Source organism: Diplocloster agilis, from assembly GCF_019042275.1.
In the GTDB taxonomy this organism is placed as follows: domain Bacteria; phylum Bacillota; class Clostridia; order Lachnospirales; family Lachnospiraceae; genus Diplocloster; species Diplocloster agilis.
This window is the reverse complement of record NZ_JAHQCW010000023.1, coordinates 17,441-40,333: the sequence shown is the minus strand read 5'-3', so window position 1 is coordinate 40,333 and position 22,893 is coordinate 17,441. Positions and strand designations below refer to the sequence as shown.

General features: G+C 50.6%; 20 protein-coding genes. 7 read left to right on the top strand and 13 right to left on the bottom strand.

Annotated features, from left to right (window positions below; all coding sequences use genetic code 11):
* Positions 1 to 53: 53 nt before the first annotated feature.
* Both KTH89_RS13955 and KTH89_RS13950 read right to left on the bottom strand, forming a co-directional pair.
* A complete protein-coding gene (locus KTH89_RS13955) occupies positions 54 to 1,556 on the bottom strand; it encodes a 4Fe-4S dicluster domain-containing protein (RefSeq protein WP_158346328.1) in 1,503 nt (500 codons plus the stop codon).
* 157 nt (positions 1,557 to 1,713) lie between these two features.
* Positions 1,714 to 2,835, bottom strand: a complete 1,122-nt coding sequence (locus KTH89_RS13950; protein ID WP_238722116.1) for a Gfo/Idh/MocA family protein — start codon at positions 2,833 to 2,835, stop codon at positions 1,714 to 1,716.
* Between the two features lie 515 nt (positions 2,836 to 3,350).
* Between KTH89_RS13950 and KTH89_RS13945 the strand changes: the two genes are divergently transcribed.
* Complete coding sequence (locus tag KTH89_RS13945) at positions 3,351 to 4,391, top strand: LacI family DNA-binding transcriptional regulator (RefSeq protein ID WP_238722115.1); 1,041 nt, start codon at positions 3,351 to 3,353, stop codon at positions 4,389 to 4,391.
* Positions 4,392 to 4,528: 137 nt separating this feature from the next.
* Here the strand turns inward: KTH89_RS13945 and KTH89_RS13940 are convergent, their stop codons facing one another.
* Positions 4,529 to 5,359, bottom strand: coding sequence for an aldo/keto reductase (locus KTH89_RS13940; RefSeq protein ID WP_238722114.1), 831 nt, complete (start codon positions 5,357 to 5,359; stop codon positions 4,529 to 4,531).
* Positions 5,360 to 5,592: 233 nt separating this feature from the next.
* Between KTH89_RS13940 and KTH89_RS13935 the strand changes: the two genes are divergently transcribed.
* The gene (locus tag KTH89_RS13935) at positions 5,593 to 6,480 is read left to right on the top strand and encodes a sugar phosphate isomerase/epimerase family protein (RefSeq protein WP_238722113.1); all 888 of its coding nucleotides are present in this window, start codon (positions 5,593 to 5,595) and stop codon (positions 6,478 to 6,480) included.
* 980 nt (positions 6,481 to 7,460) lie between these two features.
* Here the strand turns inward: KTH89_RS13935 and galT are convergent.
* The 3 genes from galT to KTH89_RS13920 are packed head-to-tail and all read right to left on the bottom strand — an operon-like array spanning position 7,461 to position 11,154.
* On the bottom strand, positions 7,461 to 8,954 hold the full coding sequence (galT, locus tag KTH89_RS13930; RefSeq protein WP_238722112.1) for a UDP-glucose--hexose-1-phosphate uridylyltransferase: 1,494 nt from the start codon (positions 8,952 to 8,954) through the stop codon (positions 7,461 to 7,463).
* Between the two features lies 1 nt (position 8,955).
* Positions 8,956 to 9,954 (bottom strand): UDP-glucose 4-epimerase GalE, encoded by a 999-nt coding sequence (galE, locus tag KTH89_RS13925; RefSeq protein WP_158348576.1) that lies wholly within the window; start codon positions 9,952 to 9,954, stop codon positions 8,956 to 8,958.
* 27 nt (positions 9,955 to 9,981) lie between these two features.
* Positions 9,982 to 11,154, bottom strand: a complete 1,173-nt coding sequence (locus KTH89_RS13920; protein ID WP_238722111.1) for a galactokinase — start codon at positions 11,152 to 11,154, stop codon at positions 9,982 to 9,984.
* 365 nt (positions 11,155 to 11,519) lie between these two features.
* Between KTH89_RS13920 and KTH89_RS13915 the strand changes: the two genes are divergently transcribed.
* A complete protein-coding gene (locus tag KTH89_RS13915; RefSeq protein WP_238722110.1) occupies positions 11,520 to 11,972 on the top strand; it encodes a hypothetical protein in 453 nt (150 codons plus the stop codon).
* A gap of 34 nt (positions 11,973 to 12,006) precedes the next feature.
* On the top strand, positions 12,007 to 12,375 hold the full coding sequence (gene crcB / locus KTH89_RS13910) for a fluoride efflux transporter CrcB (protein WP_158348573.1): 369 nt from the start codon (positions 12,007 to 12,009) through the stop codon (positions 12,373 to 12,375).
* A gap of 14 nt (positions 12,376 to 12,389) precedes the next feature.
* Here crcB and KTH89_RS13905 read toward each other — a convergent pair whose 3' ends face one another.
* A complete protein-coding gene (locus KTH89_RS13905) occupies positions 12,390 to 12,869 on the bottom strand; it encodes a COG2426 family protein (protein WP_158348572.1) in 480 nt (159 codons plus the stop codon).
* A 21-nt stretch (positions 12,870 to 12,890) separates the two neighbouring features.
* Positions 12,891 to 14,228 (bottom strand): alanine/glycine:cation symporter family protein, encoded by a 1,338-nt coding sequence (locus KTH89_RS13900; RefSeq protein WP_275061801.1) that lies wholly within the window; start codon positions 14,226 to 14,228, stop codon positions 12,891 to 12,893.
* A gap of 278 nt (positions 14,229 to 14,506) precedes the next feature.
* Between KTH89_RS13900 and KTH89_RS13895 the strand changes: the two genes are divergently transcribed.
* From KTH89_RS13895 to KTH89_RS13885, 3 genes are all read left to right on the top strand, one after another.
* Positions 14,507 to 15,424 (top strand): ArsR/SmtB family transcription factor, encoded by a 918-nt coding sequence (locus KTH89_RS13895; protein ID WP_158348571.1) that lies wholly within the window; start codon positions 14,507 to 14,509, stop codon positions 15,422 to 15,424.
* A gap of 50 nt (positions 15,425 to 15,474) precedes the next feature.
* Complete coding sequence (locus tag KTH89_RS13890; RefSeq protein ID WP_238722108.1) at positions 15,475 to 16,281, top strand: histidinol-phosphatase HisJ family protein; 807 nt, start codon at positions 15,475 to 15,477, stop codon at positions 16,279 to 16,281.
* 101 nt (positions 16,282 to 16,382) lie between these two features.
* Positions 16,383 to 16,991, top strand: a complete 609-nt coding sequence (locus KTH89_RS13885; RefSeq protein ID WP_238722107.1) for a hypothetical protein — start codon at positions 16,383 to 16,385, stop codon at positions 16,989 to 16,991.
* A 226-nt stretch (positions 16,992 to 17,217) separates the two neighbouring features.
* On the opposite strand, the gene pdxR is transcribed toward KTH89_RS13885, so the two are convergent.
* The 5 genes from pdxR to KTH89_RS13860 all read right to left on the bottom strand — a co-directional run bounded on the left by pdxR (position 17,218) and on the right by KTH89_RS13860 (position 22,880).
* Positions 17,218 to 18,630 (bottom strand): MocR-like pyridoxine biosynthesis transcription factor PdxR, encoded by a 1,413-nt coding sequence (pdxR, locus tag KTH89_RS13880; protein WP_238722106.1) that lies wholly within the window; start codon positions 18,628 to 18,630, stop codon positions 17,218 to 17,220.
* Positions 18,630 to 20,291, bottom strand: coding sequence for a glutamine--tRNA ligase/YqeY domain fusion protein (locus tag KTH89_RS13875; RefSeq protein ID WP_238722105.1), 1,662 nt, complete (start codon positions 20,289 to 20,291; stop codon positions 18,630 to 18,632). The genes pdxR and KTH89_RS13875 overlap by 1 nt, the downstream gene beginning before the upstream one ends.
* A gap of 79 nt (positions 20,292 to 20,370) precedes the next feature.
* Positions 20,371 to 20,526, bottom strand: coding sequence for a hypothetical protein (locus KTH89_RS13870; protein WP_238722104.1), 156 nt, complete (start codon positions 20,524 to 20,526; stop codon positions 20,371 to 20,373).
* 71 nt (positions 20,527 to 20,597) lie between these two features.
* Positions 20,598 to 21,764, bottom strand: a complete 1,167-nt coding sequence (locus KTH89_RS13865) for an SAM-dependent methyltransferase (RefSeq protein WP_238722103.1) — start codon at positions 21,762 to 21,764, stop codon at positions 20,598 to 20,600.
* Positions 21,765 to 21,842: 78 nt separating this feature from the next.
* Positions 21,843 to 22,880, bottom strand: coding sequence for an XdhC family protein (locus KTH89_RS13860; protein WP_238722102.1), 1,038 nt, complete (start codon positions 22,878 to 22,880; stop codon positions 21,843 to 21,845).
* Positions 22,881 to 22,893 lie beyond the last annotated feature (13 nt).

The following is a 22,893-nucleotide window of genomic DNA, read 5'->3' as shown; positions in this document are numbered from 1 at the left end:
CATATCACCTATCCAGGATCTTTTTGCCAACTGGTATTTCATTTAAGCTCGGATCAAGGAAGTTCGATTTCTTCTAATTCTTTCGCAGGAATCGGTTTTGAGGATGCCTTTACAAATTTCTTAACCTCTACCGTAGCCTTGTTAATCGGGATATTGGTTCCCGCGCCGGCCACGCAGCCGCCGGGACAGGCCATACCCTCTATCAGACAGCCGTTCTTTCTGCCCGCTTTGGCCAGCATCAGCATCTTCTTACATTCTTCCAGGCCCTCCGCATGCTCAATCAGCACGTCCACATCCGGATAGTATTCATTCACGCATTTTTCAATGGCCTCCGCGACCCCTCCGGCGATCGCGTAGCCGCGGCCCGCTCCGGTGGCGTCATGCATGGACACCTCTTTGTCGTATTCGTCCAGATTAATCCCCTTCGCATCGAACATGCCCAGCAGTTCTTCAAAGGTAATCACAAAATCCACATCGCTTCGCACCGTTCTTCTGGAGGCTTCCAGTTTCTTGGACGCACACGGCCCGATAAACACAACCTTCGCGTCGGGGTGCTTCTGCTTGATCGTTCTGGCTGTGGCCACCATGGGAGTCAGGGAATTGGACACACTGTCGATCATCTCCGGGAAAAACTTCTTCGCCATCATAGACCAGGAAGGACAACAGGAAGTCAGCAGGAACGGCAGTTCCTCCGTCACCACTTTCTCTACATAGTGATGCGCCTCCGTCACACAACCCACATCCGCGCCCATGGCCACTTCATATACCTTACTAAAGCCCAGCTCCAAAAGGGCGGCCTTCACTTTCTTCTGGTTATTTTCCGGTCCGAACTGGCCGATAATAGCGGGAGCTACCTCCGCGATTACCTCCCCGCCGTTCTTCATGCAGCGGATCAGCTGGAACAGCTGTGATTTATCGGCAATCGCTCCGAAGGGGCAGCTGACCATACACTGTCCGCAGGAAACGCACATGTTCGTGTTGATCTTCGCCCTGCCCAGATCGTCCGACTCGATGGCCTTGATTCCGCAGGCCGCCGCGCAGGGACGGATCTTCCTGGCGATAGCGTCATAGGGACAGGCTGCTTTACATCTGCCGCACTGGATACATTTCTCCTGATCGATAAAAGACTTGCCGTTCACGAAGGAAATCGCGCCCTTGGGACATACCTCCTGACAGGGATGGGCGATACAGCCCTGGCATTCGTTGCTGACTTCCATCTTATTATCCGCGCATGAGTTACAGGCGGAAGGAATCACCTGCATAAGGGGCGGTTCATAATATTTCTGGTCAATGTTACTCAGTTCAATTCCATCCGTGATATGTACCGGCTTGTCCTCCGGTCTTAAGGACATTCCCATCGCCAGCCGGACCCGCTCAGAAGCAATCGCCCTTTCTCTATAGATACTCTCCCGGTACAAAGGCACATCACCCGGGGTGATTTTATAGGGGATCGCCTCAATATCGTTATTCACATTTTCCGAAGCATAAGCTACTTTTGCAACCTCCGTAAATACCTGATGGCGCAGTTTACGAACGGGGGTTTCCAGTCCTCTCATTCTTTCGTACCTCCTAAAATTTCATTCTCGTTAACATTTTATCACACTTCGGTCTAAAATGGGAAAAAATTTTACGGGAGGTGTAACATTCCCTCGAATGTTACGCCTCCCGCATGAGACGGTCTGTGTTGCCGGCGGTTCTTCCTGTTTACCGGCCTTAACCCCTATTTCTTTGCTCATCTCCCCAGCCGGGATTCAGAAGCATCGCTTCTGTTCTCTCAAATGTGCTGGCAATGGGCTGGGCGGTTCCTTCCTGAGCGGAAATATCCAACGCCTCCAGTACATTTAATGTGTGATATCCAAAGGCCGCGCTCAGACGCTGGCTCCGGTTTTCCAGTATCGCTGAGGCCATATCGGCTACGCCGATTCCACGCATATCCCTCTTATATTCAAAAATACAGGGGATGTCGGCCCAGTCCGGGTTTCCTTTTCTCCGGTAGTGGATCTTTCCTGAAAAACCACAGGGGGTGGGGATCACGAGGGTGCCCTCGGTACCGTAGATCTCTACGCTGTCGTCCATCCTTGTGGCGTCTACGTCAAAAGAATGGTGGATGGTTGCGACGACTCCGCTTTCCATGGTCAGGATTCCGGCCAGATACGTGGGAACTTCTACCTGGATCTTGGTGCCGTACAGAGGCTCACTGGTGATGGTGCGCTCCTCATGCACTTTTTTTGCGGAGCACATAACGCTTTCCACAGGCCCCAGCAGATAAGTCAAGCCCGCCACATAGTAGGGCGCCACATCATATAATGGGCCTGCCCCTTTGTGATACAGGAAAGCAGGATTGGGATGCCACGATTCCGGCCCCCCTGTCAGGATGTGGCTGATGGCTCCGAACGGCCTGCCGATCCATCCCTCGTCGATCAGTTTGCGGGCGGTCTGTATGCCGCTTCCCAGTACCGTATCGGGCGCGCTGGTCAGCATTTTATTTTGCCGGGCCGCCAGTTCCACCAGACGGCGTCCGTCTTCGGTGTTCAGCGCCAGAGGTTTTTCCACATAGGTGTGTTTTCCCGCCAGCAGCGCCTGCTCACAGATCTGCGCGTGCTGCCCGGGCTGGGTCAGGACTACCACGATGTCAATCTCCGGTATGGCAAGTAATTCTTCGCTGCTTTTACACACCCTGGGAATGTGAAACTGTTCCGCGCGCAGCTTAGCCGCCTCCTCTTTTATGTCTGTGACCGCGATTACCTGCGTCTGGCTAAAAATACCGCATAAATTTTCCAAATATTTTTCGCTGATATTTCCGCACCCAATGACTCCAACGTTTACTTTTTCCATACTTTGCCTCCATGTTGCCGTTTTTAAAGCGGCAGTTATCGTTTTATATGGTTCCTACTGCTAGTTTCCCGGTTCTCCGGTGATCTATCATCTTCTTTCTTTTTTCATGAAAATATCTATCATTTTCAGTTTTTTCATGAAAATATAGTAGCATAATCCCAAAAATGAGTCAATCAGGTTTCGCAAAAAATTACCCTATTTCTTATATTTTGATCTTTTGCATAAAAGAATCCGATTGATTTTGTGCACAATGTATGCTGCGTTCTACTTGTGAAACTATGGATTCACTTAGAATCAGCAAAAAAATTTCCTGTGTTTCAGACCCACCTTCCGTGGCAACTCTGCCTCTCCAAACGGTGATATTCACAGGATGTAATTTTACATAGTTTTGTAAGATTTTTCAATGGAGCACTATGCAGTAATCGAATAACATGCTATAATAGACAAAAGTTTTCCATTTATTTCCGTTCAATTTTGATAAATGGAGCTTATTTTTTAAGAAGGCGGTGTTTTAAATGAGCCCAAAACGACAGAAAGCAACGATCACAGACGTCGCAAACCATGCCGGGGTCTCTGTGGCGACTGTTTCCAGAGTCTTTAATCACAAAGGTATCGTCAACGAAGATACGTATCGTCAAGTCATGGAATCCGCGCAGGCGCTGAATTACCAAAAAAGCGCCGCTGCTCCGGCTGCCCTTTCGGCCGACAGCCGGCGTTCCGAAAAGGATCTGCTCATTATCAATATCCCCTCCCTGAGCAACCCGTTTTATAATGAAATCGTAAAAGGCGCGAAGGCGGCGGCCGAACTGCACGAGTACGATATGCTGCTTAACCAGGGGCATATCCATGAGAGTAATCTCTCATCGATTATGAACATGCTGTCCAGGGTAAATGCGAAGGGGATCATCACGCTGAATCACTTAAGCGCCAATGTGGTGCAGACTTTATCCGCATCCTTCCCTCTGGTGCAATGCTGCGAGTTTGAAGAGTATTCACCGGTGTCCACCGTAGGCATCGACGATCTGGCCTCTTCCAAAAACGCCATGGATTATATTTTATCCACCGGGCACCGGAAAATCGCCCTGGTTAACGGGCCAATGGAGTACAAATACGCGCGCCACCGCAAAGAGGGTTATCTCAAAGCATTGGAAAACGCCGGGATCGAAGTGAATCCCGACTGGATTATCCAACTTCCGGAAATCAATGCGGACATGGCCTTCTCCTCCGTGGCAAAGCTTCTGACCATGCCCAATCCGCCGGACGCCTTCTTCGCCGTATCCGATATGTGCGCCGCCGCGGTGATCCGCGCCACGAAGCATACGAATTTCCGGGTGCCTGAGGATATTATCGTAGTCGGCTTTGATAATGTGGATATTTCCAGCATTACCATGCCTTCCATCACCACCGTCAACCAGCCAAAATTCCAGCTGGGGTACATCTCCTGCGAACTGATGCACGAGAAGCTGACAAACCCTTCCGCCGAGACGAAGCATATGGTGTTGAATACGGAGCTGATCATCCGGGAATCTACGGCTATTCCGGTGACGCGGGGGTAGGATTGCCCGAAATGGTTCCTAATGTCCGCAGAAAAAGCGAAGGCAGCCCTTCCTTTGAGCCCGGCTGCCTCCGTTTTTCACCCTGCTTTTGCTCCGGATCAGCTCTTCGTTTATAGATCATTCTGGATTTATAATGTCTACACCTCAAAGAAGATGTCCGGATTCGGGCCTATTTTTTGATTGTGGTCTTTTAAGGTTTCGATGGCGGACATCTGGTCCTGGTTCAGTTCAAAGTCGAAGATATCCAAGTTTTCCCGGATTCGGGCGGGAGTTACGGACTTCGGGAAAATCCGGTGGTTTTTCTGGATATGCCAGCGCAGCACGACCTGGGCGGGAGATTTTCCCGTCTCCCGGCTGATTTTTATAATCACGGGATCTTTCAGGATAATGCCGCCGCACATGAGGGGACTCCATGCTTCCATCAGGATGTTTTTGTCTTCACAGTAGGACTGCAGCTCATTCTGGGGATAGTATGGATGGCTCTCTACCTGGTTGACCAGAGGGAGCATACTTCCTTGGCTCACCAGCGTTTCTATGTGATGCGGATTGAAATTGCAAACGCCGATAACCCGGACCGCTTTTTCCTGATACAGGCGTTCGAACGCTCTCCAGGTCTCTCCATACAGATATTTTCCGGGCCAGTGGATTAAGAAACAGTCCAGGTAGCTGAGTCTCAGCGCCTGCATACTCCGGTCAAAGGCCCGAAGGGCTGCGTCATATCCCTGATCCGCCGCAGTCAGTTTTGTGGTTATGTACAGCTCTTCCCGGGAAAGCGCGCTCTCCTGCACCGCTTTTCCCACCGCTTCTTCATTCTTGTAAGACGACGCGGTGTCGATACTTCGATACCCCGCCTCAAAAGCGCAATGAATCGCATCATATGCCTGTCTCTGATCTGTAACCTGGTCCATGCCGATGCCGATACAAGGCACCTTAACTCCGTTGGCCAGTTCTTTGTTGAAAATTTTCATTACATGACCCTCCCATCCACTATTACAAAAATTGTTTCACTGTCTTTTATTGATATTATAGGGTCTTTCATGACTTTCGTCAATAATATTTTACATTTTTCATGAAAATAATTAATTTATTAGTGAAAACATGTTGAAAGTTTTCATTTTTTATTTTATAATAACTGCATACATATGACATGTCCCAAAATAGTCAATAAAAAAACGAAGATCGGAAAGGGTGGGTATTTATTATGGGAATTAAAGTTGGTCTGCAAGGATATACGGTACGGGAATACATGCGGTTTGATCCGCTGGGCGCGCTTCGAAAAACTGCCGGTATTGGTTACCGTTATATAGAATTACCGAATTATGACGCTTCCGGCAGCGCCTATTATGGATTGAGCGCGGAAGAATGGAAAAAAGAAGCGGATGCTGCAAACATCTCGATTATCGGCGGTTATGTCACGAATCTGACGGAAGAAAATTTAGAAAAAACCTGTACCTTTTTTCAAAAACTGGGATGCAGCAGATTAGTCATTCCCATCGATTACTTTCCGTCCCGCAAGATCCTGGACGAAAAATGCCGTTTCTACAACAAAGCCGGAAACCTCTGTCAGAAATACGGCCTTTCTCTCTATTATGAAAATCATTATCATGAATTCCAGCAGATGGACGGACAGACCATCATGAGCCTATTGCTGTCCCAGACCGACCCGGAGCTGTTCCACCTCTCCCTGAACACCTACTGGCTCATGCGGGGACTGGTAGATCCTTACGCATTCTTCCGCAAATACCCGGACCGTATAGGTTCCATCGTCCAGGAAGACTACCCGCTGGACCAGATCGACAAATTCAACATGTGGAATTTCAAAAACCACCATCCCATAGCGGAAAACATACAATATGACAAACTGCTGCAAGGAAACGAAATTCAAAACATTCATCCCGTACAATGTGAACTTTTCACAGAAATCGGGGAAGGTATCCTGAAACTGCAGCCCATCATTGATCTGGCCGCCGAAATCGGAAACGTATCCTACGTCCTCCTAAAACAGGATTTCACGCGCAGGCCCACCGAATTCGAAAGCATCGAAATCAGCCTTAAAAACTATCGCAAAATCCGCGGGGTGGACTGCTGATTATTTTGGAGTAAAGGGGCCGGAGCGGGCCGGGGCAGGGGGCGTCTTGCGGGAACCGGGGCCAGGGAAACATAGGCCAGAGGGCACGGGAAGCCCCACCATACGGGGGCCAAATCGCATCGGCCGGATCTAAGAACGGGTAACTCCGATGACGGGAGAACCTCTTATTAGCAGGGCCTGGAACAAACTCGCCACAAAACGGCTCGAACAGTGTTCCAGGCCCTGCGAGGTTCTCCCGTCATCTGCGTAACCCGTTCTAAGATCCGGCCTCAAGCGTTTGGCCCCCGTATGGTGGGGCTTCCCGCGCCCTCTGGCCTATGTTTCCCTGGCCCCGGTTCCCGCAAGGCGCTCCCTGCCCCGGCCCGCTCCTACTTTACTTTCTGTTTGAATGATATGCAGATATACCCACAGATTTTTATGTGCTGTGAAAGGTATTAAAATAAATGGTTAGAAGTCAGAAGATACTTACGGAGAAGTCTAAGATCCCCTATTGTATTTTTCAGGGCAAACTCGCCCAACAGGGGTTCTGTCTCGGGTTTGGGTCAGCCCGCCGCTTATGTCGGGGGATCGCGGGCGGTATCCGGGGAGGCTTCCGGCTCCGGGGTTCTTTTGTGTCTCCCCGGGAGCGCATAGGGCGGCTGCGTATCCGCTTAGTGAAATCGGAAAGCCGGGTTCAGGATGACCGGCGGACTTCACGTCCGACGGGCAAGAGCCTCTGAACCGGGAACACCTCATGTGTTCCTGGTGAATAGGCTCGGTTCCTGAACCCGGCTTTTCGATTTCACTTAGCGGATACCAGCGCAAGCCCTCCGCGCTCCCGGGGAGACACAAAAGAACCCCGGAGCCGGAAGCCTCCCCGGATACCGCCCGCGATCCCCCGACATAAGCGGCGGGCTGACCCAAACCCGAGGCAGAACCCCGGCCGGGCGAGTGAACCTGAAAAATGCAATAGGGGATCCCTCCCCTTTGCAGCTCCCCTCTCACAGCCCCGCAGTAAACCTCCGGAAAGCTTCTCGGCCGGCGGGGTCGCATTTGAATACACCGGCGTCTTCCAGGACTTTTACGAAGACCTGGCCGATTTCCTGCTGGAGAATGCTGTGTATGTTCTCTTTGTTCAGTTCGGGATGGCGGGGAAGGAACTCTTCCACCCAGTCCGCGTGTTTTGCCAGCTCTTCGTCCGCACGTATCTCTTTTCCGGCCAGAATGGCGGATGCCAGGTTTTCCATTTCGTCTTTCAGACGGGCGGGCAGTACGGCCAGTCCCATCACTTCGATTAATCCGATGTTTTCTTTTTTGATGTGGTGCAGATCCGCGTGGGGATGATAGACGCCAAACGGATGCTCCTCTGTCGTAATATTATTGCGCAGGGTTAAGTCTAACTCGTATACGCCGTCTTTTTGACGGGCGATGGGGGTGATGGTGTTATGGGGCTCACCGTTGGTCTCGGCGTATATGAACGCTTCCTCGTCGGTGTAGGCCCTCCATTTTCTTAAAATGTAATCCGCAAGCTCTACCAGACGCCCGGAATCCTTGTGGCGGATGCGGATGACGGACAGCGGCCAGTGCAGGATGCCGGCTTCCACATCCTCATAACCCGGGATTGTGATCTGCTCTTCGATGGCGGCCCGGGCCATGGCGAATTCGTAGTTTCCGCCCTGGAAATGATCGTGGCTTAAGATCGATCCGCCAACGATGGGCAGATCGGCATTGGAACCGATGAAGTAGTGGGGGAACAGCTTGATAAAGTCAAAGAGCTTTGCGAATGCCGTCCGGTCGATTTTCATCGGGATATGCTCTCCGTTAAATACAATACAGTGCTCATTGTAATATACATAAGGGGAATACTGGAAACCCCAGGCTCCTCCCTGGATCGTGACCGGTACGATTCTGTGGTTCTGGCGGGCGGGATGGTTAACACGCCCCATATAGCCCTCATTTTCCTTACAAAGCAGGCATTTCGGATAACCGCTTGCTTTGGCCAGTTTGGCTGCCGCGATGGCCTTGGGATCTTTTTCGGGTTTGGACAGGTTGATAGTGATATCCATGGAGCCGTATTCGCTGTCCACCTTCCATCTCATATCCTTGCAGATCCGGTAGCGTCTGATATAATCCGTATCCTGGCTGAATTTGTAGAAATAATCCGTGGCCTTGCGGGGGTCTTCTTCGTAGAGCGCCCAGAACTTTTTCTGGAATTCACTGGGTCTTGGCGCCAGGCAGCCCATAATTTTTGTATCAAACAGATCCCGGTAGACAACGCTGTCTTCTTTGAGAATTCCGCGGACGTGGGCCTCGTCCAGCAATTCTTGTAAGACAGGTTCCAGTTCGACGTCCGAATATTCTTCCTGCGTCTCTTCATAATCCGCTTCTTCGAACAGCTCCAGCAGCCGGTTGGTCGTATAGATGACGTCATTTTCTTCGATCAGCCCGGTCTCCAGTCCGTATTTGACTAATTTCTTGATATTTTCGAACAGCATTTTAATCCTCCTTACCGTAACCGTTTGGATGGGTACTGTGCCATTTCCATGCTGTCTCAATGATTTCTTCCAGATCCGCATGCTCCGGTTTCCATCCCAGAACTGTTTTTGCTTTCTCGCTGGATGCGATTAACTGAGCGGGATCTCCGGCTCTTCTTCCCTCGATGACAGCCGGAATCGGATGGCCGGTTACTTTTCTGGCCGTCTCCACCACTTCTTTTACGGTAAAGCCGATGCCGTTGCCCAGATTGAAAATATTGCTTTCCTTTCCATCCAGCAGATATTGTACCGCCAGAATGTGGGCCTGGGCCAGATCCGTCACATGGATGTAATCGCGGATGCAGGTGCCGTCCTTGGTCCCATAGTCTTCTCCGAAGATCTTAATGGCCTCCCGCTGTCCTAACGGTACCTGCAGAATCAGAGGAATCAGATGGGTCTCCGGATTGTGAGCTTCCCCGATCTGCCCGCTTATATGCGCCCCGCAGGCGTTGAAGTAGCGCAGGGACACGTAGGTAAGCCCATGGGCTTTGCCCACCCATTTAAACATCTTTTCCATGGACAATTTAGTCTCGCCGTAAGTGTTCACAGGCTCTGTCCGGTCCGTTTCCAATATCGGGATCCGCTCCGGCTCGCCGTAAGTAGCGGCGGTGGAGGAAAAGACGATATGCTTGATATCATGCGCCACCATAGCGTCCAGAAGTACCTTTGTGCCGCACAGGTTGTTATCATAATATTTTAACGGATCGACCATGCTCTCGCCCACCTGGGAATTGGCTGCGAAATGGATTACCGCCTGTATGCCCGTCTCTTTTTCAAATACTTCGTCCAGAAACGCCCGGTTCCGGATATCCCCCTCATAGAATCTGGCTTCCGGATGCACCGCCTCCTTATAACCTGTCTCCAGATTATCGATGATGACCACATCTTCCCCTTTTTCTTTTAACGCGTATACCGTGTGGGAACCGATGTATCCGGCTCCTCCCAGAACTAATATGGACATAATTCCTGTTCTCCTCCTTCTATTCTTCTAAGCTTCCAGTTTTCCTGCGCCGTCTCCGATATCCACTACATAGAAATCCGCCGCATATCCGATTTCTTCCAAATACCTGCTGCCCACTTTCTCAATAAAGTCGTCTGTCTTATCACTTTTCACAATACTGACCGTGCAGCCGCCGAATCCGGCCCCGGTCATACGCGATCCGATGACTCCGTCCGCTTCCCAGGCCGCCTCAGCCAAGGTATCCAGTTCTTTCCCGGTCACCTCGTAGTCGTCCCGCAACGAGACGTGGGATGCGTTCATGAGCGCTCCGAACTGTTCAATGTCATTTGCCTTTAGCGCTTCCACCGCCCGGATGGTCCGTTGATTTTCATAAACTGCGTGGCGGGCTCTTCTTTGGCATACCGGGTCCGATATGGCCCCCTTAACCTCTTCAAACTCCGCCTCCGTAAGTTCTCCCAGCGCCTTAATATTCTTTACCTTCTGAATATCTGCAAGGGCTGCCTCGCACTGGCTCCTGCGCTCATTATACTTAGAATCCCCAAGTCCCCGCTTTTTATTGCTGCAGGCGATCACGATCCTTGCGTTTTCCAGTTTGATGGGAGCGTATTCGTAAGCCAGATTACTGGTATCCAGGAAAATGGCATGATCCTTTTTCCCCATAGCGATGGCAAACTGATCCATAATACCGCAGTTGACCCCGTTAAAATTATTTTCCGAATACTGGCCATACAGCGCGATCTGCGTCATACTCACATCGTCCAATCCATACAGATCCCTAAGTATCACCCCGGTCACCACTTCGACTGACGCGGAGGAAGACAGCCCCGAACCGTTTGGTATATTGCCGTACAGCAGCAGGTCAAATCCCTGTTCTATGGAAAATCCTTTCGACCGGAAGGCCCATATAACCCCCTTCGGATAATTCGTCCACCCCGCCTCTTTTTCATATGTAAGCTGGTCAAGGCTTGAGGTAATAACGCCCAACTGCTCAAAATTCATGGAATAAAAGCAAAGGTTCCGATCCTGTCTTTTCCTGGCTATAGCATAGGTTCCGATGGTCAGGGCGCAGGGAAATACATGCCCTCCGTTATAATCCGTGTGCTCTCCGATCAGATTGACCCGTCCGGGTGCAAAGTATGCCCGGATATCTCCATCCCCTCCGAACAGCTCCGCAAACTTTCCCATCAATTGCTCTTTCATGACACATCTCCTTTATTTATTTTATTTTTTCTGTTATAAAACATTTTTTCTGTTTATGTGCTCATTATAACACAGTTTTCTCATTTGTAAATAGAATTTTTCAATTCTATAGTAAGATTTCTATGACAGATTTCTATGACAGATTTCTATGATAGGTTTCTATAAAATTTCTATCAAATAAGAAAATAAGAAATCTCTATAATTATAAATAAGAAGCAAAAGAAAAGCATGTCTCGTTTCATTGCATCTTACATTTGACAGAAACACCCCCCGATATTACAATCATAAAAGCATGTACTTTTTCGCCTTTTACGGCTCAAAAGCACAGGCCGTCAGCTCAAAAGTTATGTAGGAGAGACAGAAGAATGAAAAAAACAGCTTTATTATACCTCATGAGCCTGGTATTCTGTCTGAGTGCCTGCGGAACAGTTAACAACAGCGCAGTACAAAAAAGCAGCAATACAGAATTAGAAATTAACGGGGATGTATCCGATGACACCGCCTATATCGGAGAATATTTGGACAGCGACGCGCAAGAACCGAATCTTGAGATTGCGAAAGGGAACGGCGGGACATATATTGTGCAAATAGGGATTTACCGTCTGACTACACTGGAGGACGGTATCGGAGAACTGACTGCTGAAGGAATGCATTTTACAGCGACAGATGCCGCGGGGCATCCGATCAGCGGTCTGATTATAAGTGATGGTCAGACGGCAACCGTTACGTTTACGGATTCAACATGGGAGAATCTTCCCAATGACTCCGCCTTCCGGTACACAAAAGCGTCTGACACTCCGAATCTTTGGAACCAATAGACTGAATAAACCGTTATTCGAAGGAGGGAACCTAATGAACATCCTGTTCGTTGGTCTGGGCGGGGCAATCGGCGCAGTATTGCGTTATTTGATTAGCCTGATTCCCATAAAAACATCGTATCCTATTTTAACCTTGCTGACTAATTTACTTGGCGCCGTCTTCATAGGATTCGTGGCAGGTATGCTGAGCTATGGAAAAATCTCAAAAAATCAATCCCTCTTTTTGAAAACGGGTGTGTGCGGCGGTTTTACGACCTTCTCCACATTTTCCCTTGAGTCCGTTCAATTACTCGAACAGGGGAAAATCCTTGGCGCTTGCAGCTATATGAGCTTGAGCCTTATTCTCTGCATTTTGGGGGTCGTATTGGGAAGCTGTCTTTCTTCTTTTGCCCATAGGGGATAGGATTCGCCGATTCCCTAAAAGATAATATTGTTCAGGAATCCAAGGACTCCAGCGCTTGCAAGCCCCATGATTACACCGGCCACCAGGACGCCTCCCATAACGGCCAGCACGCTGGATTTGAAATCCATATCCAGAAGACTGGCCGCAAGCGTGCCGGTCCAGGCCCCGGTTCCGGGCAATGGAATTCCCACGAACACAAGCAGTGCGATAAAAAGCCCCCGCCCTGCTTTTTCCTGCAGTTTTTCTCCGCCTTTTTTTCCTTTTTCCAGGCAGAAACGGAAGAATTTGCCGATCACCGGCTTATCCGCTCCCCATTCCAGGATTTTCCTTGCAAACAGATAAATGAAAGGCACCGGAAGCATATTGCCCAAAATCGCTACGATATAGGACGTAAGCAGAGGCAGTCCCTCCACTTGTGAAAATGGAATCGCTCCCCGAAGTTCAACCAGCGGTACCATAGAAATAAAAAATACCCAAAAATACTTGATAAACATTTTACCTCCAAGCGTTCGTTTTTAATTTTTCTTGTTCCGCTTTAATATATTTTTCTGATAATCAAAACATTCTTCGGCCACCGATTTGTTCAGGACCAGCAGACAGATCAGATTCGGAATCGCCATCAGGCCGTTCATGGTATCCGAAATATTCCAGACCATTTGCAGCGTGGTCGTCGCTCCCAGGAACACCACCAGGGAGAAGACCAGCCGGTATAATTTGTTCGCTTTTGTCGAACGCACCAGATATTCCAACGCTTTTTCCCCATAATATTCCCAGCCCAGGATAGTGGAAAAGGCAAACAGCGCGATCCCGATGGTAATAATCCAGGCCCCCGCCGGTCCCATGGCGGTGGAGAACGCCCGGATGGTCAGCTGCGCGCCGTCAAGGGTCTTTCCCGCCGCGTCCGTGACTCCCAGCACGCCGGATGAGGCGATCACTAGGCCCGTCATGGTACACATGACGATGGTATCCAGAAATGTGCCTGTCATATTGATATACCCCTGACGGGACGAATGGTCCGTCTTTGCCGCCGCTGCCGCGATCGGCGCGGACCCAAGGCCCGCTTCATTGGAAAAGACCCCTCTGGCCACGCCCCAGCGCATCGACTGGAACATACCGGCCACGATCGTGCCGCCTACGCCGCCTGCTACCGCTTTGACCGAAAAGGCCATCCGGAAGATCTCACTGATTCCCTCCGCTACATTCGCATGATTCATCAATATCGTAACAAGGGCGGCCAGAAAATAGAATACCGCCATAATCGGTACGATAAATCCGCATACCCGGCCGATACTTTTGATTCCCCCCATCAGCACCAGCAGGGCCAGCACGGTTATAACCGCCCCGGTAATCCATACCGGGATGCCAAAGGTGGTGTTTACCGCATCCGCGATAGAATTTGCCTGCGTCAGATTACCGATCCCAAAGGAGGCCAGAACCGCGAACAGGGAAAACAGAAAAGCCAGCGCCGCCCCGATCCATTTGATCTTAAACCCATTTGTCATGGCGTACATCGGCCCGCCGGCCATCTCCTGGTTCGCATTTACGGTCCGGTACTTCACCGCCAGAACGCTCTCCGCATACTTCGTGGATAGGCCGAACAGCGCGGACAGCCACATCCAAACCAGCGCGCCGGCTCCGCCGGACACCATGGCCGTAGCCACACCGACGATGTTCCCGGTGCCTATGGTAGCAGCCAGCGCCGTCATCAGCGACTGGAACGGGGAAATATCCCCCTGGCTGTCTCCTTTCGACTTGGAAAAAATAGCTTTGAACGCATGCGGCAGATTTCTCCAGGGCAAAAAATGAAGCCTCACCGTAAGAAAAATCCCGGTTCCCACCAGCAGGACCAGCATCACAGGCCCCCATACGAAATCATTGACCGACTTTATTATTTCCTGAATATCCACGTCATCCCCACCCCATATCTTTTCTTTTGTATTCTGCTTATAACTAAAAAGTTAAAATCAGCACAACAAATTTAGTATATCATAAGTTCCAATTCCTGGAAAGACAGAAAACTGTTAAGGTTTCGGTTAAGGTTTCCCGTTAAGGTTGACAAAACGGCGTCATGTGTTACAATGTTTTCAAAACAAGAATCCTGTTATAATACAACCTTTAAGGAGACTTTTTTATGTTACAGGAACAGACGATTGACTTAAATAGTGAACGGCTTTCTTTAGTCGGCAAGGCTCTGTCCTCGGATATCCGGATCCGGATACTTAGGCTTCTGGGCAAGGAGCCTTTGAATGTGAATGAGATCGCCGACCGGCTGGGTATCCCAGCCTCCTCCTCCGCCATGCATGTCAAGGTGCTGGAGGAAAGCGGCCTGATCTCGACCTCCCTCAAACCGGCCACCCGCGGCTCTATGAAAATATGCAGCCGCCAGCTGGACCTGCTGCACATCTCACTGGACCCTCCCGCGGAAGAGACGCAGAAATCCGAGGTCATCAGCATGCCCATCGGCAGCTTTGTGGATTATCAGGTGACGCCCACCTGCGGGATCGTCAGCAACGCGGGACATATCGACGAGGAGGACGAGCCGCGCGTCTTTTATAATCCCAAGCGTTCAGAGGCCAAACTTCTCTGGTTCGGGTCCGGGTATGTGGAATACCGGTTTCCCAACGCCTCCCTGCAGAACGTGCATTTAAAGAGCATGGAGGTATCCGCGGAGCTGTGTTCGGAAACCGTGGATTATAATCTGGACTGCCCCTCGGATATCACCTTGTGGGTAAACGGACTGGACGCCGGCACCTGGACATGCCCGTCGGACTTCGGCGGCAGGCGGGGAAAACTGAATCCCGACTGGTGGCCCAATAAAAATTCCCAATATGGGAAACTCAAGACCTGGCGTTTTACCAAAAACGGGACTTATCTGAACGGAGTAAAGGTCAGCCCCTGCCCGCTGGAAGATTACGCCCTGGCCGACCACCCTTATATCTCGGTGCGAATCGGTATCAAAGAGGACGCTAAACATATCGGCGGTGTGAATATCTTCGGAGACAGCTTCGGAGATTATCCGCAAAATATCGAACTGAAACTGTTTTATTGACATCTTTTTATCATCAGCCATTTTTATTCAGATCAGGAGGGATAAAATCCATGATATGTTCCGACTTTCACTTACACTGCAGTTATTCTCCGGATTCCGACAGTTCCATGGAGGAGATGATCCGGGCCGCCATTGGTCTCGGCTTAAAACGGATGTGCCTTACGGACCACCAGGACTGGGATTACGAAACCGACGGAATGGTATGGTACTTTGACACCGACCCTTATGTGGAAGATTACCTCAAATACAAAGAAAAATATGAGGGGCAGATCGAACTGCTGTTGGGCGTCGAGATGGGCCTGCAGCCTCATCTGGCGGAAGGCTACCGGGAATATGTGCAAAAATACCCCTTTGATTTCATCATCGGATCTTCCCATCTGGCTCACGGAAAGGACCCTTACCAGAAGAATTATTTCGAGGGTATCACCGAAGAGGAAGGCTACCGGGAATATTTTGATTCCATATTGGAAAATATAGACGCATTTGATGGTTATCAGGTCTATGGCCATCTGGATTATGTGGTGCGTTACGGTCCGAATCGAAACAAATATTATTCCTATGAAGCCTACCGGGATGTTCTGGATACGATTCTGAAGGCGCTGATCGACCGCGGGCTGGGGATCGAGGTCAACACCGCCGGTTATAAATACGGACTCGGACAGACGAATCCCCATCCCGATGTATTGAAACGCTATAAAGAGCTGGGCGGTGAAATCCTGACCATCGGCAGCGACGCCCACAGGCCGGAACACATCGCCTATTCCTTCCCGCTGCTGGAAGAATTGCTGACCGGGTGTGGTTTCCGCTATTATACCGTGTTCCGGAACCGCAAACCGGAATTTATTAAAATTTCATAACAAATCGAAATTTTCTATAGAATCCCTTTTCAATTGTAAAAAATAGTATTACAATATTGATAAATGCATAAACTAGATAGGAACAGGAAGGAGATTTTTATATGGCAAAGAAGGGTTGGGGCAAAATAGTGGCCGCTACTGCGATCATTGGTACGGCAGTGGCCGCCGGCATCGCTTATTATAAAAAATACAGGCAGCTGCTGGATTCCTGCAAGGATGAATATGACGATTATGATGAGGATCTGGAAGAGGAAGACGAAGATGTGGATTTTATCGACGACGAGCCGGGTTCGTCCACAGCCTCCAGAGAATATGTGCCGCTGAAATTCGATACGCAGACAGAGGACGACAAACCCGCCGAAGCGGACTCCTCCTCCGAAGATGGCGGACAGGCGGAAGAAGCTCCGTCGGACGATGTGCAGTCTGATGTAGTTAAGGCGGAAGCTTCCTTGGCAGACGATACTCCGGCGGACGATGAATTAGCCGCCGCGCTGGAAGATGCGGATACGGAAGATACGGATTCCGTGTCTGACGAAGATAACGAAGAAGATCCCGATGAGGATGAGGATTACTCTGATATCGAGGGGATCGAACTGGAGGATGCTTTGACTCCTGAGGAGATCGCGGATCTGGAAAATGATCTCCCGGAATTTGACGATCTGGATCTGGATTTTGAATTGGATGAGGATTCCGAGGACGAAGAAGAATAAAAGATAGAAAGCAAATACTATGTGATTGATCTTGCTTACAAAACAGGGACTGTGAAAAACAGTCTGAACAGGAAGAGGACTTACCGTCAGGGCAACGCGGCGGAAAAGTCCTCTTTGTATTCAGACTGTTTTTTTCACAGCCCCATTTCATTACAGGTAAGTTCTTTCAGAAATAGAAAAAAACCGTTTACTCGTCATGCGGCGGAAAGGAACTGCCTTACGGCAGTCATAGCCAGGCCGTTTTTAAAATATCGGTTGCCTGACAGATCTGTTCTTCGCTCAGCGCCGCATAACCCAGTATAATTCCGGCCGGCTCTCTTCCCGCGCCCTCCCGGGCATGATGCCGCACAATGTTTTCAGACAGGCCGTATACTTTTATCCGATGGTCCCGGGCTGCGCCGATTAATTCTTTTTCAGTTCTCCCGTCCTCAAACCGGGCGAGCAGATGTACGCCCGCCTGCTCACCGGATATACTGCACACGGCTCTCAGGTCTTTCAGATGTTCCACCAGCAGATCGTGTTTCCCTTTGTAGACGGTTCGCATCCGGTTTAGATGACGCTCAAAATGGCCTCCCCGGATAAAGACCTCCAAAGTCCGCTGATCTATTCTGGATACCGTCGAAGAAAACAGCATCGCTGTCCGTTCATAAAGCCTGCAAAGGGACGGCGGCAATACCATGTAGCTGATCCGTATGGCCGGCGCGATGGATTTGGAGAAGGTTCCCAGATAGATTACCTTATCCTTCCGGTCATATCCCTGCAGCGCCGGTATGGGCTTTCCCCGATAGCGGAATTCGCTGTCATAATCATCTTCGATAATATACCGGTTCTCCCGCTTAGCCGCCCACTGCAGCAGCTGATATCTCCTGCCAATCGGCATGACGATCCCCATTGGATACTGGTGGGACGGCATCACATAGGCCAGATCGGCCTCCGTCTTTTCAAGTTCTTCGACCATCATTCCCATGGCATCCATTTCCACGGTGCACATGGAATATCCCAGATTTTCAAAGACACAGTATGCCTGCCGGTAAGTGGGGTCTTCCATCGCCACCTGCCGTCCCGTTCCCAATATGCGGGACAGAAGCATCAGCAGATAATCGTTCCCCGCACCGATCACGATCTGTTCCGGTGTACACTTTACTCCCCGGGCCTGATGCAGATAACGCGCGATGGCTTCCCGCAGGCCGGACTCCCCCTGGGGATTCCCAAGCAGGAACAGATCCGTATGTTCCTCAGACAAGACCTGCCGGTTGATCTTCCTCCAGATGTTGAACGGAAACCGTTCCAGATCCACTCCGTTCGGGGTAAAATCATAGAGATAATCTCTGTGGGGATCGCTGTCTTCCCTCTGCCTGATTCCGGGATTCTCCTCCCAGCGGAACACCCCTTCTAACTGACAGGCAAAATATCCCTTGCAGGGCACCGCTTCTATATAACCCTCCGAGCGGAGCTGCTCATAGGCCAGATCCACCGTACTTCTGCTCACCGCAAGATGCGCGGCCAGAGCGCGGGCGGACGGCAGTTTCTCCTTATACCGTATCCTTCCCGCCTGAAGCTCCGATTTTATAAATTCATAAATCTGTTCATAGAGCGGCGTCTTACTTTTGCCGTCAAGCTCCATCGTCAGCTCCTGCATTATTTCGGAAGCTTGAAAGAGCTCTTCAGCGATACGATCCGGTTAAATACCAGGGCGTCCGGTCTGGAATCTTTGGCATCCACGCAGAAGTATCCCTGCCGGACGAACTGGAAGCTGTCATAGGCCTTTACCCCCGCGAACGCAGGCTCCAGCCGGCAGTTCTCCAATATAGTCAAAGAATTCGGATTCAGGTTCAGGGAGCCGTCCTCATTATAGACGCCCTTTTCCTCATCGATAATATTCTCGTACAGCCGCACCTGCGCCGGTATGGACTGCGCCGCGGACACCCAGTGGATCGTCCCTTTTACCTTGCGTCCGGTGAAGCCGGAACCGCTTCTGGTCTCCGGGTCATAGGTGCAGTGAATCTCGGTGATCCTGCCGTCCGCGTCCTTTTTATAGTCCACGCAGGTGACAAAGTAGGCATTCATGAGGCGGACCTCATTTCCAGGGAACAGACGGAAATATTTCTTCGGAGGCTCCTCCATAAAGTCTTCCCGCTCAATGTACAGCTCGCGGCTGAACGGGACTTTTCTGCTGCCCAGTTCCTCATTTTCCAGATTGTTGGGCACGTCGAAATACTCCACCTGCCCTTCCGGATAGTTGTCGATAATGAGTTTCACCGGATCTAAAACCGCCATCATCCGGGGTTTTCTCAGTTTCAGGTCCTCCCGGATACAATACTCTAACATCGCATAGTCCACAGAACTGTTGCTCTTGGAGACGCCGCACAAGTCCACGAACAGCTTGATGGATTCCGGCGTAAAGCCCCTGCGGCGCAGCGCGGCGATGGATACCAGACGCGGGTCGTCCCAGCCGTCCACGATCCCCTCTTCCACCAGCTTCTTGATATACCGCTTGCCGGTCACTACATTGGTCAGATACAATTTCGCAAATTCGATCTGCTTGGGCGGACACGCAAACCCGACCTCCTTCACCACCCAGTCATACAGCGGCCGGTGGTCTTCGAATTCCAGGGTGCAGACCGAATGGGTCACTCCCTCGAACGCGTCCTCCAGGGGATGGGCGAAATCATACATCGGATAGATGCACCACTGATCGCCTGTTCTGTGATGAGAAATATGGGCCACCCGGTAAATAACCGGATCCCGCATATTGATATTTGGGGAGGCCATATCTATTTTCGCCCGGAGTACCTTTTCTCCGTCCGCGAATTCACCGTTTTTCATTTTCTCAAACAGGTCCAGGTTTTCTTCCACGCTGCGGTTCCGGTACGGGCTGTCCTTACCTGGTTCTGTCAGCGTTCCCCTGTATTCCCGGATCTGCTCCGCAGACAGGTCGCACACAAAGGCCTTTCCCTTTTTAATCAGCGTCACCGCGGCTTCGTACATCTTCTGGAAATAGTCGGAAGCAAAATACAGCCGGTCTTCCCAGTCCGCGCCCAGCCATTTGATATCTTCTTTTATGGACTCCACGAATTCTTCCTTTTCCTTGGTCGGATTCGTATCGTCAAACCGCATGTTGAATTTTCCGTGATACTCTTGCGCCAGACCGTAGTTCAAAAGTATGGACTTGGCATGTCCTATATGAAGGTATCCGTTAGGCTCCGGAGGGAACCTGGTACACACTTCCGTGCAATGCCCTTCTGCGAGATCCTTCTCAATAATCTGTTCAATAAAATTTTTGGAAACTGTTTCTTCCATAGCGAATTACGCCCTCCTCGTTCCGATGTTCTTCCGTTTTTTATTTTCCGGCTGCGGCTGCGTCTCGTCCTCGCGGAATTTACCCCAGGCACAGACCGGATAAGGATACCGGCGTCTGTTGCTCCGCCGGTATCCTCTTACTTCTCTTCTGAATGCTATATAGTATCATATCATAAACCTTAGTATTGGAAAAGTATTTTTTCATAAACTCTGCAAACTCCGTCAGACCGTTCATCTCCCGCTCCTTTCAAGCTTCCTGACAGGACCGGGCCATTGGCTTCCTGACAGGGACGGGTCATTGGCTTCCTAACAGGGACGGGTCATTGGAATACGGTTGTTCACTCCCTTGGACAGTAGGATCTGATGGAGATCCACGATACCATTATCAAAGGAAGCCGCGCAGCTGCACAGATACAGCTCCCACATTCTTACGAATTCCGTGTCGAACATTTCCGCGATTTCTTCCCGATGTTTTTCAAAATTGTCTCTCCAGCAAAGAAGGGTTTTCACATAGTGCCGTCTTAAGCTTTCCACGTCCAGGGTATAGTACCGGTGATCCCCAAACAATTGGATCATCTCCCTAAGGGAAGGGATCATTCCGCCCGGGAATATATATTTCTTAATCCATGGGTCTCCCGGATGCTCCTTAAGCGCGCTGATATAGTGCAATAGGAACAAGCCCGACGGCTTCAGGACCGAATCCACGCTTTTTAAAAACAGCTCATAGTTCTGGCGGCCCACATGCTCTAACATCCCCACGCTGACCACGCGGTCAAACCGCATGCCGGAACCGGCCAGTTCCCGGTAGTCCATCACATACACCTGGACTTCCCCCCGCAGGCCTTCCTCCTCGATCCGCTGCCGGCAGGCTTTGCACTGTTCCTCGCTGAGCGTGATCCCGATTCCCTTCACATGATATTTCTTCGCCGCCTCGATCAGCATATATCCCCAGCCGCAGCCAATGTCCAGCAAAAACATATCTTTTTCCAGCTCCAGCTTATCCAGCGTATGATGGATCTTTCCCATCTGAGCTTCATAGAGCGTATCCTGTGGCTTCGCAAAATACCCGCAGGAATAGGAAAGCGTCTCGTCCAGCCACAGCCGGTAAAAATCGTTCCCGATATCATAATGAGAGGAAACCTCCGCTTTTTGGTTTTTCATAGAGGTGGAGGTGTGGATCAGCTTATGAAGCACCGTCTTGTTGGTCATGAACCGCTCCATCTGTCCCAGGAACAGATCCAGCGCCGAGAAAAGATCCCCTTCCACCTCCAGGTCTCCTTTCATGTAGGATTCTCCCAGGGCCAGCGACGTACTGGTCAGCAGGGCGGTCTTCGGAATCGGGTTACGCAGCACAACCCGGAATTTCGGATCTCCGGCTCCGATCCGGTATTCCTTTTGGTCCATTGCCACGCAGAACGGGACCTGATCAAATTTTTCCAGATGTTTTACGATGTAATCCATTTCTTGTTTCATGCTTGCTCACTCCTTTGTTAGAGTGTTGCAAGAAAATGGTAAATTTATACATTCGTAAGCCTTGAAATGACTCAAGAATTAGGTTATGTCTTCGATCAGCACCGTCAATATACCCCCGCAGACCATTCCCTCCTCTTCCGCCACATCGCCGGTTAGATCTACGGTAAAGAACTCATACGTGCCTGTGCCAATCAGCTTTCGCGCGCGCAGGATTACCCCGTGTTCACTGCATCCCCCGCCGATGCTTCCGACCAGCTGTCCGGTTGGATAGACCACCATCTTGGCGCCTGCCTTTCTGGGGGTTGGGCCTTTGGAGGAAATCACGGTAACCACAGCTCTGGGGCCTTTGTCTTCTGCCGCCAGCTCCTTAAGCACCTCAAAGTCCACATCGGAACCATTTAGGATCTTATTGCTTTTCTTAGCTTCCGTCACCTCGCAAAGCCTTCGCTTGCTGATCAGCTGGGCCACAATAGAGATGCCGATCTCTTCCGGTGTCAGCGCGCCGATATGCAGTCCGATGGGCGCGCACAGACGGGAAAGTACGTCTTTTGTACAGCCTTCCGCCATCAGCATCTCCCGGATCCCGCTCACCCGCCGTTTGGACCCGATCATGCCCAGATAATACGGCAGAGTACCGTCCAAGATTATCCGCAGGCAGTCCAGATCATACCTGTGCCCTCTTGTTAGAATCGCCACGTAATCATAGGCTGTGATCTGCAGCTCTTTTATGGCTTTTGGAAAAGCGTCGCAGATCACATGCCGGGCCTGGGGAAACCGGGCCGCGTTAGCGAACGACGGACGGTCATCCACAACAGTGACCGTGAATCCAACTTTGGCAGCGAATTCAACCAGAGCCAGAGCCACATGTCCCCCGCCCAGTATGATCAGCCTCTCTTCCGGATAAAATGGTTCCCGTACCGTGACGGTCCCATCCGCCTCCTCTACGGTTGTCATGCCGTTTGGAAACAAAGCGGCAAACTCCTCTTCGCTTTCAGATGGCAGGAACCGCTTTTCCGCCGGTTTACCCGCGTCTTTCGCATATTGGGAAAGGATCTGGCAGCAGGTGCCTGCTTTGAGCGCGGATAATAATTTTTGATACAACGACTGGGTATTCACAGCACAATTCCTC